17 protein-coding genes are annotated in these 14,456 nt (G+C 69.3%); 13 read left to right on the top strand and 4 right to left on the bottom strand.

The features are described from left to right. Positions 1-133 precede the first annotated feature (133 nt). The 3 genes from ACFQ91_RS12615 (at position 134) to ACFQ91_RS12605 (ending at position 1,684) form a co-directional block, all read left to right on the top strand. Entirely contained in the window at positions 134-505 is a 372-nt protein-coding gene (locus ACFQ91_RS12615; RefSeq protein WP_137824913.1) for a hypothetical protein, read from the top strand. A 66-nt stretch (positions 506-571) separates the two neighbouring features. Further along, entirely contained in the window at positions 572-1,159 is a 588-nt protein-coding gene (locus tag ACFQ91_RS12610; protein WP_198499988.1) for a cysteine hydrolase family protein, read from the top strand. Between the two features lie 102 nt (positions 1,160-1,261). After that, positions 1,262-1,684, top strand: coding sequence for an OsmC family protein (locus ACFQ91_RS12605; RefSeq protein WP_198499989.1), 423 nt, complete (start codon positions 1,262-1,264; stop codon positions 1,682-1,684). A gap of 22 nt (positions 1,685-1,706) precedes the next feature. Here the strand turns inward: ACFQ91_RS12605 and ACFQ91_RS12600 are convergent, their stop codons facing one another. Beyond that, positions 1,707-2,558 (bottom strand): polyphosphate kinase 2 family protein, encoded by an 852-nt coding sequence (locus tag ACFQ91_RS12600; RefSeq protein WP_198499990.1) that lies wholly within the window; start codon positions 2,556-2,558, stop codon positions 1,707-1,709. Positions 2,559-2,682: 124 nt separating this feature from the next. Here ACFQ91_RS12600 and ACFQ91_RS12595 point away from each other — a divergent pair, with 124 nt between their 5' ends. After that, positions 2,683-3,375, top strand: coding sequence for a GPP34 family phosphoprotein (locus ACFQ91_RS12595; protein WP_198499991.1), 693 nt, complete (start codon positions 2,683-2,685; stop codon positions 3,373-3,375). 97 nt (positions 3,376-3,472) lie between these two features. Here the strand turns inward: ACFQ91_RS12595 and ACFQ91_RS12590 are convergent, their stop codons facing one another. Continuing rightward, entirely contained in the window at positions 3,473-4,162 is a 690-nt protein-coding gene (locus ACFQ91_RS12590; protein WP_198499992.1) for a trimeric intracellular cation channel family protein, read from the bottom strand. A 160-nt stretch (positions 4,163-4,322) separates the two neighbouring features. Here ACFQ91_RS12590 and ACFQ91_RS12585 point away from each other — a divergent pair, with 160 nt between their 5' ends. Beyond that, positions 4,323-5,186 carry an alpha/beta hydrolase gene (locus ACFQ91_RS12585; protein ID WP_198499993.1) on the top strand — a complete coding sequence of 288 codons (864 nt, stop codon included), beginning with the start codon at positions 4,323-4,325 and terminating at the stop codon, positions 5,184-5,186. 61 nt (positions 5,187-5,247) lie between these two features. Here ACFQ91_RS12585 and ACFQ91_RS12580 read toward each other — a convergent pair whose 3' ends face one another. Beyond that, positions 5,248-5,751 (bottom strand): OsmC family protein, encoded by a 504-nt coding sequence (locus ACFQ91_RS12580; protein ID WP_198499994.1) that lies wholly within the window; start codon positions 5,749-5,751, stop codon positions 5,248-5,250. Between the two features lie 102 nt (positions 5,752-5,853). Between ACFQ91_RS12580 and ACFQ91_RS12575 the strand changes: the two genes are divergently transcribed. The 4 genes from ACFQ91_RS12575 to ACFQ91_RS12560 all read left to right on the top strand — a co-directional run bounded on the left by ACFQ91_RS12575 (position 5,854) and on the right by ACFQ91_RS12560 (position 10,014). Further along, positions 5,854-7,455: a molybdopterin-dependent oxidoreductase gene (locus ACFQ91_RS12575; RefSeq protein WP_198499995.1), complete on the top strand. Its 1,602-nt coding sequence runs from the start codon at positions 5,854-5,856 to the stop codon at positions 7,453-7,455. Between the two features lie 250 nt (positions 7,456-7,705). After that, positions 7,706-8,374: a fasciclin domain-containing protein gene (locus ACFQ91_RS12570; protein ID WP_198499996.1), complete on the top strand. Its 669-nt coding sequence runs from the start codon at positions 7,706-7,708 to the stop codon at positions 8,372-8,374. A 198-nt stretch (positions 8,375-8,572) separates the two neighbouring features. Continuing rightward, entirely contained in the window at positions 8,573-9,190 is a 618-nt protein-coding gene (locus ACFQ91_RS12565; protein ID WP_198499997.1) for a sigma-70 family RNA polymerase sigma factor, read from the top strand. Continuing rightward, entirely contained in the window at positions 9,187-10,014 is an 828-nt protein-coding gene (locus tag ACFQ91_RS12560) for an anti-sigma factor (RefSeq protein WP_198499998.1), read from the top strand. Before ACFQ91_RS12565 ends, ACFQ91_RS12560 begins: the two co-directional genes overlap by 4 nt. A gap of 28 nt (positions 10,015-10,042) precedes the next feature. Here ACFQ91_RS12560 and ACFQ91_RS12555 read toward each other — a convergent pair whose 3' ends face one another. Beyond that, positions 10,043-10,759, bottom strand: a complete 717-nt coding sequence (locus ACFQ91_RS12555) for a hypothetical protein (RefSeq protein WP_198499999.1) — start codon at positions 10,757-10,759, stop codon at positions 10,043-10,045. 98 nt (positions 10,760-10,857) lie between these two features. Here ACFQ91_RS12555 and ACFQ91_RS12550 point away from each other — a divergent pair, with 98 nt between their 5' ends. The 4 genes from ACFQ91_RS12550 (at position 10,858) to ACFQ91_RS12535 (ending at position 14,440) form a co-directional block, all read left to right on the top strand. Further along, positions 10,858-11,268 carry a hypothetical protein gene (locus ACFQ91_RS12550; protein ID WP_198500000.1) on the top strand — a complete coding sequence of 137 codons (411 nt, stop codon included), beginning with the start codon at positions 10,858-10,860 and terminating at the stop codon, positions 11,266-11,268. Between the two features lie 84 nt (positions 11,269-11,352). Then, the gene (locus ACFQ91_RS12545) at positions 11,353-12,795 is read left to right on the top strand and encodes a sensor histidine kinase (protein WP_198500001.1); all 1,443 of its coding nucleotides are present in this window, start codon (positions 11,353-11,355) and stop codon (positions 12,793-12,795) included. Next, entirely contained in the window at positions 12,792-13,463 is a 672-nt protein-coding gene (locus tag ACFQ91_RS12540; RefSeq protein ID WP_198500002.1) for a response regulator transcription factor, read from the top strand. The genes ACFQ91_RS12545 and ACFQ91_RS12540 overlap by 4 nt, the downstream gene beginning before the upstream one ends. 347 nt (positions 13,464-13,810) lie before the next feature. Next, positions 13,811-14,440: a TetR/AcrR family transcriptional regulator gene (locus ACFQ91_RS12535; protein WP_198500003.1), complete on the top strand. Its 630-nt coding sequence runs from the start codon at positions 13,811-13,813 to the stop codon at positions 14,438-14,440. The last annotated feature ends 16 nt before the right edge of the window (positions 14,441-14,456 follow it).

Here is a 14,456-nt window from a genome sequence, read left to right as displayed (position 1 = left end):
CAACCCAGCATTCCATCTCGCGAGCGCCCGCGTCCCACACTAGGGGATCGTTCACGTCGCGCAGCCACCGCCACTAGGCTGGTGCACGGACGCACATCTGCGCACACAGCGCACCTGACCAAGGAGTCTGCTCATGCCGAAGATCACGATCGGCCTCGGAATCGTCCTCATCGTCCTCGGAGTCATCGCGTGGTTCGCCACCGCCATGGCCAGCGTGACCGCGCTCATCCCCGCGTTCCTCGGTCTCGTCATCGCGATCTGCGGTGTCATCGGCATCCGCCGCCCGAAGATCGGGATCCACATCGCGCTCGTCGTCGCCCTCCTCGGCGTCATCGGCACGTTCATGAACGTCCTGCAGCTCGGCGCCCTCTTCGCCGGCACCGCCGAGCGCCCGGCCGCCGTCATCGTCAGCACGATCACGTTCGTCCTCCTCATCATCTACATCATCCTCGGCATCCGCTCGTTCATCGCGGCCCGCCGCAGTCCCTCCGCCAACCTCGGCTGAGTTCGGGAACCGCCCTTGACCGGCGAGCCGAACTGGCAGATCATCGAAGGGATCGAGGAGGATCACATGACTGCTGACTCAGCATCCACCCCCGCTCCCGCCCGTCCCGCGGACCGGCCGGACTCCGCTCTGATCGTCATCGACGTGCAGAACGGCGTGATGGCCGAATCGTGGAAGGCCCCCGAGGTGATCGACACGATCTCGGGTCTCGTGGACCGGGCGCGCGATGCCGGCACCGAGGTGGTGTGGGTCCGGCACAGCTCGGACGAAATGCCGGTCGACTCCCCGCAGTGGCAGATCGTCGACGCGCTCGCTCCCGCCGACGGTGAGGCGATCGTCGAGAAGACCCACGGCAACACCTTCGAGGACACCGACTTCGAGGACGTGCTGGCCAGCCGCGACATCGGCCACCTCGTCGTCACCGGCGCACAGTCGGATGCGTGCGTGCGCTCGACGATCCACGGCGGGTTCTCGCGCGGCTACGACGTCACCCTCGTCTCCGACGCGCACACCACCGAGGACCTCACCGCGTGGGGCGCGCCAGAGCCGGAGATGGTCGTCTCCCACACGAACCTCTACTGGGGATTCGAATCGGGACCCGGTCGCACCGCCTCGGTGAAGGAATCCGCCGACATCGACTTCGGCACCCGGTGACACGGCGCGACCCCGCCTGACCGGCGGCCGGCGAGGGAATGGATCGTCGACTGCCTCTGCCTCTGCCTCTGCCTCTGCCTCTGCCTCTGCCATGATGGGACCATGAGCGAAGACAAGCGCAGCATCGAACTGACCCGCATCGCCCCCAACCACTACCGCGCCACTGCCCCCAACGGCGCAAGCATCGAATTCGGTCGCGGTGAAGGGCTCATGACCCCCGTCGAACTGCTGCTGGCGGCGGTGGCCGGATGCTCGTCGATCGACGTCGACACCGTGACGAGCCGTCACACCGACGCTGAGCGGTTCGACGTCCGGGCGAGCGCCGACAAGATCGTCGAGGACGGTGCCAACCGGCTCGAGAACGTCCACCTCGACTTCGACCTCGCGTTCCCCGACGACGAGGCGGGCCGCCGTGCGGATGCGCAGATCGAGAAGCTCGTCGGGCTCTCCCACGACAAGTACTGCACGGTCTCGCGCACCGTCGAGCACGCGACTCCCGTGAGCTACAGCGTCCGCCGCGACTGACCTGCGCCGGCGCGTGCCCGCCTCAGCTCGCGAGGAGGCGCTTCTTCTCGACCTCGATGTCGAAGTCGGCCGGCGGCCACTGCGGGTCGATGCGCTCGAGGGCATCGAGGATGAGGCGCTGCACGGCCAGGCGGGCGTACCACTTGCGGTTCGCGGGAACGACGTGCCAGGGCGCGACCTCGGTCGAGGTGCGGTCGAAGACATCCTGGTAGGCCTGCATGTACTCGGGCCAGAGGAGGCGTTCGTCGACGTCGCCGGTGTTGTACTTCCAGTACTTGTCGGGCCGGTCGAGGCGCTCGAGGAGGCGGTCGCGCTGCTCGTCGGGCGAGATGTGGAGCATGACCTTGATGACGATGACGCCCGCCGCGGCGAGTTCGGCCTCGAAGTCGTTGATCGCCTGGTAGCGGCGTTCGATCTCCTCGGCGTCGGCGAGCTCGCGGACCTTGCCGATGAGCACGTCCTCATAGTGCGAGCGGTCGAAGACGCCGATCATCCCCGGCCCCGGCACATGCGGACGGATGCGCCAGAGGAAGTCGTGCTCGAGCTCCTCGTCGGTGGGCTTCTTGAACGCCGCGAGTTCGACGCCCTGCGGGTCGACGGAGCCGACGACGTGACGGACGATCCCGCCCTTGCCCGCCGTGTCCATCGCCTGGAGCACGAGGAGCACGGCCGGGCCCGTCTCCGCGTCGTGATGGGCGGCGAACAGGCGTTCCTGCAGGTCATCGAGCTGCGCTGCGGTCGCCGCGAGCTCCTTCTGACCGGCCTTCTTATCGCCCTCGTAGCCGGGGGTCGCCTCCGGATCGACATCGGCGAGGCGGAAGCCCTCGTGCACGCGCAGAAGGGGCTGGGGATCTTCGGTCCAATGGCTGCTCATGCGTTCATCTTCGCAGGTGGGCAACCGGCCGTCCACAATCCCCGTCCCCGGCGACCCGACGAACCCTGGGCGAGACCGCATCCCATCGCCTACCCTGGAATCACCGCAGCGGGAGGGGCGCCCCATGGAAGACGAACTGCTCATCGTCGAAGAGCTCATGCTCCTGCTCCTGGCCGACGACGGCAGCGCGATCGCCGGTTCGAAGGTCCTCCACTGCGTCCTGCCCGGCGCCGTCCTCGCCGAGCTCGCGCTCACCGGCCGCCTCGAGGTCCATTCCCATCGCCGGGTCGGCGGCACCCTCATCCATGCGAAGCGCACGACCCCCGACCCGCAGATCGATCCGATCCTCGCCGAGGCGCTGCGGGCGATGGGCACGCGCGAGCACTCCGCGTACGGCCTCATCTCGGGCCTCGAGCTCGACGTCCGCCAGCCCGTGCTCGACCGCTTGGCGGCGAAGGGCATCATCCTCCGCGAGACGAAGAAGGTCCTCGGCGTGCTCCCGACGACCCGGTGGCCGACGCTCGATGTGCGCGCCGAGGCGGACCTCCGCGACCGTGTCACCGCCGTCCTCGACGACGGCCGGCTTCCGGATGCGCGCACCGCTGCGATCATCGCGCTCATCTCCGCGGCACAGGTCTACGTCCAGCTCCAGCCGCGGATGCCCTGGAACGCCGAGGTGGCCACCCGACTCAAGGAGATCGAACGCGGACAGGTCAGCGCCGCCGACGCGGCACCGGAATCCCAGGAGATCATCGAGGAGATCGCCAGGGCCGTGCTCGCCATGACGTCGTCGGCCTCCTCGGCGCCGATCCTCTGACCGCATCAGCGGCCGAGTCCGGGACGACCGGCCCAGCGACCGCGCAGGTCAACGGCACCGCCCCTCCGTCCGCAGCATGTCCTCCGCCACCGCGGGCTCAGTCGGGGCGGCGGAAGACCGCGGGCAGGCGCTTGCGCCGCGACTGCCCGTCCCTGGCGCGCAGCGACCACTGCCGCATCGGCTGCGGCACCCGCCACTGCAGTCTCCACGCGAGCATCCTGAACCCGAAGGCGAAGGCCGCGATGAGCACCGAGGTGACCCCGCCGAGGAGACCGATCCGATCGGCGAGGATCGTCAGCCCCGAACCGAAGAGGGCGGGAATGAGGTAGAGGTCGGTGCCGCGGAAGATCGCGGGATCCTCGTTCGCGACGACATCGCGCAGGAGTCCGCCACCGCACGCGGTCAGCGCGCCCATGAGGAGCGCGACGGGCGCCTGGGCGCCGGCCTCGAGCGCGATCGCCGTGCCCGTGAGGCTGAAGAGCCCCATGCCGAGGGCGTCGAAGACGATGATCCAGATCCGCGCGCGCAGCGTGCGCTGCCCGATGAGGTAGATGAGCAGGGTCGCGAGCAGCGGCGGGGCGAGGTAGATCGGGTGGGCGAGCGCATTGGGCACGCGGTCGAGGAGGATGTCGCGGATCATGCCGCCGCCGATTCCCGCGAGCAGACCGAGGACGAGGCCGCCGGTGATGTCGTAGCCGCGGCGCGCCGCGAGCAGCACACCGGAGATCGCGAAGACGAATGTGCCGAGGAGGTCGAGCACCAGCAGCACGGTCTCCGTGAATGACATGACCTCTCCTCTGCTCTCCCAATCACTGTCGCCCCCACTGTAATGCGGGCCGAACGCTCCGCATTCCGCCCCCGACGCACTCGGCCTGCGTGAGCCCCCGCCGCGCTGGCGTCAGACCACGTCCCGCCTGTGCACTACCGTGTGCCGCTAGGGTGAGACCATGTCCGAACCCACTGTCGTCCTCATCCACGGCGCGTTCGCGAACTCGCTGACGTTCGCCCCGCTCCAGGCCGAACTCGCCGCCCGCGGGGTCCGCTCGGCCGCGCTCGACCTGCCGGGCCACGGCTTCTCCGCCGTCATCCCCGACGGGTATCAGCCCCCGCAGGATCTCGGGGCGCTGGCGACTGCCCCGAGTGCGATGGCCGGGGTGAGCCTGGCCGACAACGTCGCCCACCTCGCCGAGGCGATCGGCCGCCTCCGCGAGACCGGACCCGTCATCGCCCTCGCCCACAGCCGAGGCGGAATCGCCCTGACCGCCCTGGGCAACGCGCACCCCGAGCTGGTCGACCACCTCGTCTACACCTCGGCGTGGGCCCCGGTCGACCTCGAGGCCGCCGCCTACAACGCCGAACCGGAGATGTCCGACGTCGATGCCGGTGTCCTCGCGTTCCTCCTCGTCGGCGATCCGGGGCAGCTCGGTGCGCTGCGCTGCAACTTCCGCGGCGCCACCGGCGAACAGCTCGCCTCGCTCAAGGCCCTCTTCTGCGCCGACGCCACGGCCGATGAGTTCCTCACGTTCGTCGGCACGTTCCAGCCCGACGAGAACCTCGACGCCGGCGGCCCGGACGACCGCGCCCAGGCGGGCACCTGGGGGACGATTCCGCGGACGTTCATCCGCCTCGGCGAGGATCGGTCGATTCCCCTGCCGATGCAGGACCGCCTCATCCGGGAAGGCGATGCCCTCACCCCGGACAATCCCTACCGGGTGATCACGCTGAACTCCTCGCACCTGCGGTGGCTCATCCGTCCCGCCGAGGCGGCCGAGGCCATCGCCGGCATCGTCGCCGAGGTGCGCGCCCGGTAGCACGCGACCGTGCGCCCCCGCTCATCGCGGCGATGCGCTCGTCTGTCCCGGCTGCGGTGCCTCAGCTGAGCTGGAAGTTGTCGGGGTTCTTGTAGTCCTCGATCTCGACGACCGGGGTGCCCATCCCCTTGAGGAGCTTCGAGATGGGGCAGCGGGCGTGGGCGCGGGCGGCGTACTTCTCCGCATCCGCGTCGGAGACTCCCTCGACGGAGATGAAGGCGCGGGGCACGAAGTAGAAGCCGCCGGACTTCTCCTTGTGGAGGTCGACCTCACAGCGCACCCGTGACAGGGCGTCGACCTCGTTGACGGCGAGGACGACCTTGAGGGTCTCGCCGAGGCAGGTGCTCCACGCCATCGCGAGGAACTGCTCCGGGTTGCTGCCGAGCTCCGTGTGCGAGGTCGGGGCGGTGGCGAGAGTCGGACCGTCTTCGACGCGCACTTCTCCCGACGTGCCGCCGAGGTTCTCCACCCGAGCGGTGTAGATCGGTGCGTTGGGGCCTTTGGGTTCGTCGTCCGAGTCGGCGGGGCGCGCCTGCGGCTCGGCGTATCCGGGATTCTCAGTCATCAATCCATGCTACGACAGCAGGGAGACGCCCGGCTGAACGTTTCGCGAATTGCGGACGCGCGGCCGGACCATCTGCCGGTCCCTCGGCTCCGAATCCCCCACATGAGACTCCGTCTGCGCTCCATCCTCGTCGGCGTCGCCGCGACGCTTTTCCTCTTCGGCCTCGCCGACCTCGTCGCCCGGCTCATCGGGCCGACCTCGGCGCCGCTGCTCGTCCTCGGGCAGGCGATCATCCCGCTCACCCCGACGAGCGTCATCAAACCCGTCATCGCGCTCTTCGGCGCCAATGACAAGATCGTCCTCGTCGCCACCGTCGCGCTCGGCGCCCTCATCCTCGGCGCCCTCATCGGCTGGCTCGGCGGGACGCGACCACGGGTGGCGCTGGCCGCGTTCATCGTCGCCGGCCTCGTGCCCGCCGGAGCCGTCCTCACCCGGACGGGGTCGACGCTCATCGACGTCGTCCCCACCCTCGTCGGGCTGGTCGCCGGGGTCGCAGTGCTGTGGGTCGGCCTGCGCTGGGCCGCACAAGCCACGGCGGCACAAGCCACGGGAGCACAGGCACAGGCATCGACCCCTGCCGCCCGCACCCCGCTGCTCACCCGGGACTCCCCCGCCGACCGCGCACAGCGGGCCGGTTCACGGCGGCGCTTCCTCGCGCTCACCGGGATCGCGGCGGCCGTCGGCGCCGTCGGGGTGGCGACGGGTCAATCGATTGTCGCCCTGACCAGGGAGGCGGCCGCCTCGGCGGCGAACCTCGTCCTCCCCCGCGCCGCCCGGACGGCGGGACCGATCCCCGCGGGGGCGAGCCTCGACGTCGAGGGCATCCGCCCGTTCGTCACCGCGCAGAAGGACTTCTACCGCATCGACACCGTCCTCGCCCCACCGACGATCGACCCGCAGGACTGGTCGCTGACGATCCGCGGGATGGTCGACCAGGAGGTGACGATCACGATGGACGAGCTCCTCGCGCTGCCCCTGCAGGAGCAGCACACGACGCTGACGTGCGTCTCGAACCCCGTCGGCGGGGACCTCGTCGGCAATGCCACGTGGTTGGGCTACCCCGTCCGGGAGCTGCTGCGCCGTGCGGGGCCGAGCCCGGACGCCGACATGGTGCTCTCCCACTCCCATGACGGTTTCACCGCGTCGACGCCGCTCGAGGCGATGCTCGATGACCGGGACGCGCTGCTCGCCGTCGGCATGAACGGCGAGCCGCTCACCCCCGTGCACGGCTTCCCCGCCCGACTCGTCGTCGCCGGTCTCTACGGCTTCGTGTCGGCGACGAAGTGGGTGACCGAACTCGAGGTCACCCGATTCGACGAGAAGGAGGCGTACTGGACGCAGCGCGGATGGGACGCGAAGGCACCGATCCTCGTCGCGTCCCGCATCGATGTGCCCCGGCCCCTGGCGAAGCTCCCCGCCGGCACCATCACCGTCGGCGGCAGCGCCTGGGCGCAGACCCGCGGCATCGACCGCGTCGAGGTGCGCCTCGACAACGGCGACTGGACGGAGGCCGAACTCGGCGCCGAGGCGACCGTCGACACATGGCGGCAGTGGCGGGCCGAGTTCGACGACGTCCGGTCCGGCCTCCACAGCGTCACGGTGCGCGCCGTCGACAAGGACGGCACCGTCCAGACCGCTGAGCGCCGCGAAGCCATCCCGAACTCCGCGACCGGTCACCACCGCATCCAGTTCACCGTCGAGTGAGCCGGCCGTGCCGGGGATTCGCCCGAACGCGCAGTCCCGCTGCGCACCCGCATTCCTCCCCCGTCACCTCGGTGTTCTCTGCCTCCGAATACGGGATCCGGCGAAGAGGAACTGGAAAAAGACGAGAAAAACCCGTCCGATCACCCATCCGGATTCGCAGTCGCTGCGAACCCCCAGTAACACAGCAGGACACACCAGGCTGTGTCGACCAGAGCACGACCGTGAAAACGGAGAAACAAGGAGTAGAACGATGAAAACACTGCGCACTCGCACTGCCACCCTCCTCTCGGCCGGTGCAATCGGCATCCTCGCACTGTCGGGCTGCGGAAGCTCCGGCGGCGACACGGAGTCGGGCGGCTCGGAGACCCAGTCGAGCGAATCCTCCGAGAGCTCCGCTCCGGCTTCGGATTCGTCGGCCATGGCCGGTGAAGAGCTCGTCGGACCCGGCTGCGCGGCCTACGCCGAGCAGAACCCCGACGGTGCCGGCTCGGTCGAGGGCATGGCCCAGGACCCGGTGGCCACGGCCGCCTCGAACAACCCGATGCTCTCGACCCTGACCTCGGCCGTCTCGGGCGAGCTCAACCCCGATGTCAACCTCGTCGACACTCTCAACGGTGACGAGTTCACGGTGATCGCACCGACGAACGAGGCCTTCGAGAAGATCCCGAAGGAGGACCTCGACGCGGTGGCGGGCAACGCCGATGAGCTGACGAAGGTGCTCACCTACCACGTCATCCCCGGCCAGCTCTCACCGGACGAGGTTGCCGGTGACCAGGAGACCGTCGAGGGCTCGACCGTGACGATCGCCGGCAGCGGCGACGACCTCACGTTCGGCGACGCGAAGCTCGTGTGCGGCGGCGTGAAGACCGCGAACGCGACCGTCTACATGGTCGACAGCGTGCTCATGCCCCCGCAGTGATCGGGAACCGCTGAGGCGGCGTGCTGCCAGGGGCCTGGCTCGAGTGGTCTCGGGCCGGTCCCTGGCAGCATGCTTTCTCGGCAGCACGCGATCCCGGCACTCCCCTCGACCCCCCGTTCCGCTGGCTCGGTCACCGTCGTCCCCGCACAACCCGACCTGAGGTGAGCACCACCTCGGCGAGGATGACATGATGTAATCATGACTTCCCATGATCCCGGGGCATCGCCGCCCGGTCGGACGATGCGGGCAGACGGTGAGGCGCACGCGCAGACGGACCCCTGTGGGCAGCTGCTCATCCAGGTGGCCGCCGGTGACCGTCGCGCCTTCGAAGAGCTCTTCGCCACGCAGTCGACCATCCTCATGGCGGTGATCGTGCGGATCGTGATGAGCCGATCGCTCGCCGAGGAGGTGCTCCAGGAGTGCTTCGCCGAAGTGTGGGCGAGGGCCGGCAGCTTCGATCCGCAGCGCGGCAGCGGGCGGGCATGGCTCGTGACGATGGCACGGCGACGCGGCATCGACTGCGTCCGCAGCGTCCAGTCCTCCCGCGACCGGGACGTCGCCGACGGACTGCGGTCCGCGGCCGAGGTCGGTGAGCAGGTCGAGCAGACCGTCATCGACAGGGCGGAGTCCGACCGCACCGTCGCCGCCCTCAAGCTCCTGCCCGACGATCAGGCGAGACCGATCGTCATGGCCTTCTATCAGGGAATGACCCATGCGCAGATCTCCGAGACTCTCCAGGTCCCGTTGGGCACGATCAAATCGAGAATCCGAGACGGCATGAGGAAGATGCGCGAAGAATTGGAGGCGAGCCGATGAGCGCCGATCGTGACTACCTGGCCGCCGGCTTGGCGCTGGGCGGACTGAGCGACGATGAGCTCGTCGAGGCGCAGGCGCTGGCCGACACCGACCCCGAGTTCCAGGCCGAAGTCGCCGCCTACGGTGAGACCGCCGCCTTCATGGCCGCCTCCGACGCTCCGGCAGCCGTGAGCGAGGAGACGAAGAACGCGATCCTCTCCCTGCCCGACCACCTTGCCCAGGAGAATGCGGCACCGGACACCGGGTTCGCCGAGGCGGGAGACCGTACCGCGGCCGCTGACTCCGATTCCTCCCCCAGCTCTCAGCCCGGCGGCGCGGCGTCTCGAGCCGAGGAGCCCATCGACCTCGCCGCACGACGGCGGAAGCGGAGCTGGCTGCCCTGGGCGGCCGCAGCCGCCGCTCTCATCGTCGTCTGCGGATTCGGCATCAGCGCCTGGCAGATGCAGCAACGGCAGAACGAACTCGAGGCGACCCTGGCAGAGACGCAGCAGCGACTCGATGAGACGGCGCGGCTCATGGACGCCCCGGACCTGAGGACGACGACGGCCGATCTCGCCGCGGGCGGTTCGGTCACCGTCGTCTCCTCCGAGACCGAACAGCTCATCCATGTGACGTCGCGCGATGTCACCCCGGCCGAAGGCACATCCCTGCAGATGTGGGTGATCGGCGACGACGGGCCGAAGAGCGTGGGCCTCATGGTCGGCGACGCCGAGAACATCGACGGCAGCGACTTCGCCGCAGGCAATCTCTTCGGCATCACCGTCGAACCCGAAGGCGGCTCCCCGCAGCCGACGACCGATCCCGTCGTCGCCGTCGAGCTCTGAGGGCTGAGGCCGCGGTCGCTGTCGTGGTTCAGCGCGCCGTCAGGCGTTCGAGGTCGACCGCGCCCTGCGGGACTTCGCGGAAGGAGCCGCGGACCAGCGCCGCCAGAGCGGTCGCATACGTCGACCGCAGCCGTTCCTCGCTGCGACCGGCGACGATCCTCGCCACGGCACTGCGCGCGAGCAGCAGAGCCGCCTCGGCGATCGCTGAGGTCCCACCGGCGATGACCGGCGCGAGACCCCACACCTCGGCCACCGACGCATAGACCGCTTGGAGCCGGGCCGCATCCTCGGTGTCGATGCGGTCGAGCAGCTCCTGGATCTCGGGCGTCGGCGCGTCGAGCGCCACCGCCTGGAACCGGACGAAGGCTCGCCACCGATCCGAGCTCAGCAGCAGATCGAGCTCTTCCTCCGCGGCGCGCGCGATGAAGCGCGCGGCGCTGTCGACCCGTGACGCGGACCCCGTGGGTGCCTCACCGAGCACCTCGCGAGCAAGGGCGAGCGCCCGCTGCTCATCGAGCGTCGCCATCGCATGACCCGCGAGGCACTGCTCGAGCGCAAACGTTCCGAAGGCCGATCTGCCCGGCCAGATGCGATAGGCGGAGGCGCGCGAGACGCCGGCGGATTCGAGGATGCGCTCCATCGGAATCTCGGGCCACACCGCGATGCCGTGATGGGCGACGTAGTCGACGATCGCCTCGGCGACCAGTGTGCGAGTCTCCTCGACCGATCGGTGAGCGCGCGGCATGCGATCCTCCTTGACATGAGACATAGTGTCTCTTTAATCTAGCATCACGCGATTGATACATAATGTCTCAATCATGTCTCCCGACCTCGGAGGTCATCATGACTCGGACCCGCACCGTCGCGCTCATCGGCGGAATCGCCAGCGCAGCGGCGATCGCTGCGACGATCGTCTCGGCCGGACAGATCCGCCCCGCACTTCTCAGCTCCTACCGATACCCCACCTCATCCGGGGTCAGCCTCGAGGAGGCGTCGTCACTGACACTGACCTACCTCTTCGCGATCGCCGGCACCGGACTGCTCGTCGCACTCGCCTTCCTCGCCGTGCGCCCTCTCGAGCGGTCGCGCTTCGGCTGGTGGTCGGCCGCTGTGCTGACGACCCTCGGGCTCGCAGTCGCCGCCTACAACGTCACCCAGATCGAGATCCCGCCGGCAGTGCGCATCGCGTTCTTCCTCCCACCGCTCGCCGGGGCCCTATGGCTCGTCGTCTCTCGCCGCGACTCACGGGAGTGAGCACTGCTCCTCCCCCGTGCGGCGGAGGCGAATCAGCTCTCCGAGGGATGTCCCCGGCGACCTCCCTCTGACTAAGCTGGAGGAATGGCAGAGCCGATCACCGCCGCGGAGAGGCGACCGCGAGCCCGCGACTGGTACCTCGTGGCCGCGCTCGGCATCGGCTCGGCCGTCTTCGCCGCCCTCTACAACGCCGGCGGTTTCTGGCCGTTCAAGGTTCCCCTGTGGGCGTCCTGCCTGGCCTCCCTCATCGTGCCCCTGCCCCTGGTCTTCCGGCGCACGCATCCGAGCCTCGTCGCGTGGGTGGTCTCCGCCCTCTACATCGCCGCCCAGTTCCTGGGAATGATGGAGCCGGGCGTCTCGCAGATCACCCTCTTCCTCGCCGTCTATTCGATCGGGGCCTGGCAGAGCAATCGCCAGGCCGCGTTCATGTCGCGGCTCCTGCTCTGCATCGCGATCTTCGCCTCGATCATCGGCGCTGCCGTCGTTCAGCTCTCCGGCCTCGGTGAGCTCACCGTCCTGCAGTACGCGGCGAACTCCGGCATCACGTTCCTCATCAACCTCCTCTTCTTCGGCGGGGCATGGGTGTTCGGCGACCGCGCCTGGACCCAGCGGCACCTCGTCGGCGAACTCCGCGCCGCCAACGACGAGGTGCGACGGCAGGAGCAGCAGCTCGCCGACCAGGCGCTCGACCTCGAGCGCGTCCGCATCGCCCGCGAGCTCCACGACGGCGTCGCCCATCACATCGCGGGAGTCGGCATCCACGCCGCGGCCGCCCGGCGCAGTCTGGAGAGGAACCCCGACCGCGCCCGGGAGTCGCTGCAGACCATCGAGGCCTCGACCCGGGAGACCGTCGACGAACTCCGCACCCTCGTCTACACCCTGCGCGACACGAGCTCCGCGAGCGCTGCGGCGAACCGGACGAGCGGCACCCCCGGACTCGCCGACCTGACTGACCTCTATGCCGACGCCCGCCGCAGCGGGCAGCACCTCGACGTCGCGACGTACGGGACACCGCATCCGCTCACCGCCATCACCGAGCTCTCGGTCTACCGGGTGATCCAGGAATCCCTGACGAACTCCAAGCGCTACGCGGGTCCCGGCGCCGAGGTGGTGGTGCGCCTCCGCTACGGCCCGAGCGACCTCGAGGTCGAGATCAGCGACTCCTCCCCGACCGGCGAGCGCGCCGGGCAGTCATCCGGCACGGGGCTCGGCATCGTCGGGATGCGCGAGCGGATGAGCGCCCTCGGCGGCACCCTCGACGCGGGCCCGAAGTCACGCGGCGGCTGGCTCGTCCGCGCCCGCATCCCGTACACGCGCCCGGAGACGGAGCCGACACCCACGACGGCGGCAACGGCACCCGAGCCCGCGTCATCGACGGCGACGCCAGTGAATTCTTCGACACCGATGGCAGACCAAATGCCTGCGGCCGAGACCACGGGCAGCGCCGCCTCGGCGCACGCATCCCCGGAATCCACCGCACCGTCAGGGACACCCGCACCTCCGAGCGCAAAGGCACGGCACGCATGATCAGAGTCCTCCTCGTCGACGACCAGTCGATGGTCCGCACCGGCTTCCGCACGATCCTCGAATCCGAGGACGGGATCGCCGTCGTCGGCGAAGCCCAGAACGGGCAGATCGCGATCGACCGCGCCATCGAGCTCACACCCGACGTCATCTGCATGGACGTCCAGATGCCGGTGATGGACGGCCTCGCCGCCACCGCGGAGATCGTCCGGCGCGACACCGGCAGCGCCGTCCTCATGCTCACGACCTTCGATCGCGACGACTTCCTCTTCGAAGCGCTCGCCGCAGGAGCCGGCGGCTTCCTCCTCAAGACCGCCGAGGCCGAACAGCTCATCGACGCCGTCAAGGCCCTGGCCAGCGGGGACGGCCTGCTCTCCCCGGAGGTCACGCGCCGTGTCATCGAACGCTCGGTGAGTTCCCCGGCCGCATCCGCGCAGCCCTCGCCCGCGCTCGATCTCCTCACCGAACGCGAACGGGAGGTCCTCCGCCTCCTCGCCACGGGCCTGAGCAATGCCGAGATCGCCGGTCAGCTCCACCTCGGCGAGGCCACGGTGAAGACGCACGTGTCGAACCTGCTCGCCAAACTCGGCATCCGCGACCGCACGCACGCTGTCATCTGGGCGTATGAGAATGGTGTCGTCCGCGTCGGGGAGTCCGCGCCGACGACGTGACCCCGCCCAGTCGACCGCACTGAGGATCCGACCGCCCCGGCAACCGCGCCGAGGATCCGACCGCACTGATATCCGCCCCGACGACCCGACCACCTCGGCGCTTCTCCCACGGGCGCCTCCTCCGACAGGGCACCTCACCCCACGGACGGAGCAGGGCGCTGCTGTCCACAGCGCCGCTGCCTCCACGTCCATTGGGGATGGATCACGAGCACTGCTCATGAGGGGTGAGCGGATGGTATGCCACCGCTCGTTACGTAGCGTAACGGAATGATAAAGAACCGGCAACCCCACCCCTCTCCTCTGCTACAGTCAGAGCGAATTCTGCGACCGCACGACCGATGTGAAGGATGATCGACATCAGCACCAATCGATTCTCCGGTCGGCCACGCGACGATTCGATCGACCTCAGCATCCTCGATGCCGCGGCGCAGATCATCATCGAACAGGGCTACGGCTCCGCGACCATCGCAGCGATCGTCGCCGCCGCCGGGACGAGCAAACCCGCGTTCTATCGCCGCTTCGCCAGTGTCGCGGACCTCATCCCCGCCCTCGTCGATCGGCGGCACCCGCTCGACACCCCGGAGCCCACCGGCACTCTCGCCGGCGACCTCCGCGCCTTCCAATCCCAGCAGGCGGCGATCTTCAACGATCCGTTCGTCCGCGCGGCGATGCCCGCGTGGCTCGCTCACATGCACGACGGCCCCGCCGAGGCGGCCGATGCCTTCGTCAAGGGCTTCCTCCCGCAGCGGATGGCGGTGCTCACCGAGATCCTCGACCGCGCGGCCGTGCGCGACGCGATCGTCGTCGATGCCGTCGACCTCGATGCCCTCATGGAGACCTTCGTCGGCGCGTTCCTCATGCGCTCGCTCATCCCCCACTCCCCGCCGTTGGACGACGTCGACATCGACCGCTCCGTCAACCTCGCCTGCCTCCTCATCGAGCAGGCCCAACCCGAACCGCCTGAGCCGCGGGACTGACCGGTTCGCCGCACCG

This window comes from Brevibacterium sp. NPDC056726, assembly GCF_042790515.1.
Taxonomy (GTDB): Bacteria; Actinomycetota; Actinomycetes; order Actinomycetales; family Brevibacteriaceae; genus Brevibacterium; species Brevibacterium sanguinis.
The sequence above is the reverse complement of the archived record's forward strand: the minus strand, read 5'-3'. Positions and strand labels throughout refer to the sequence as shown.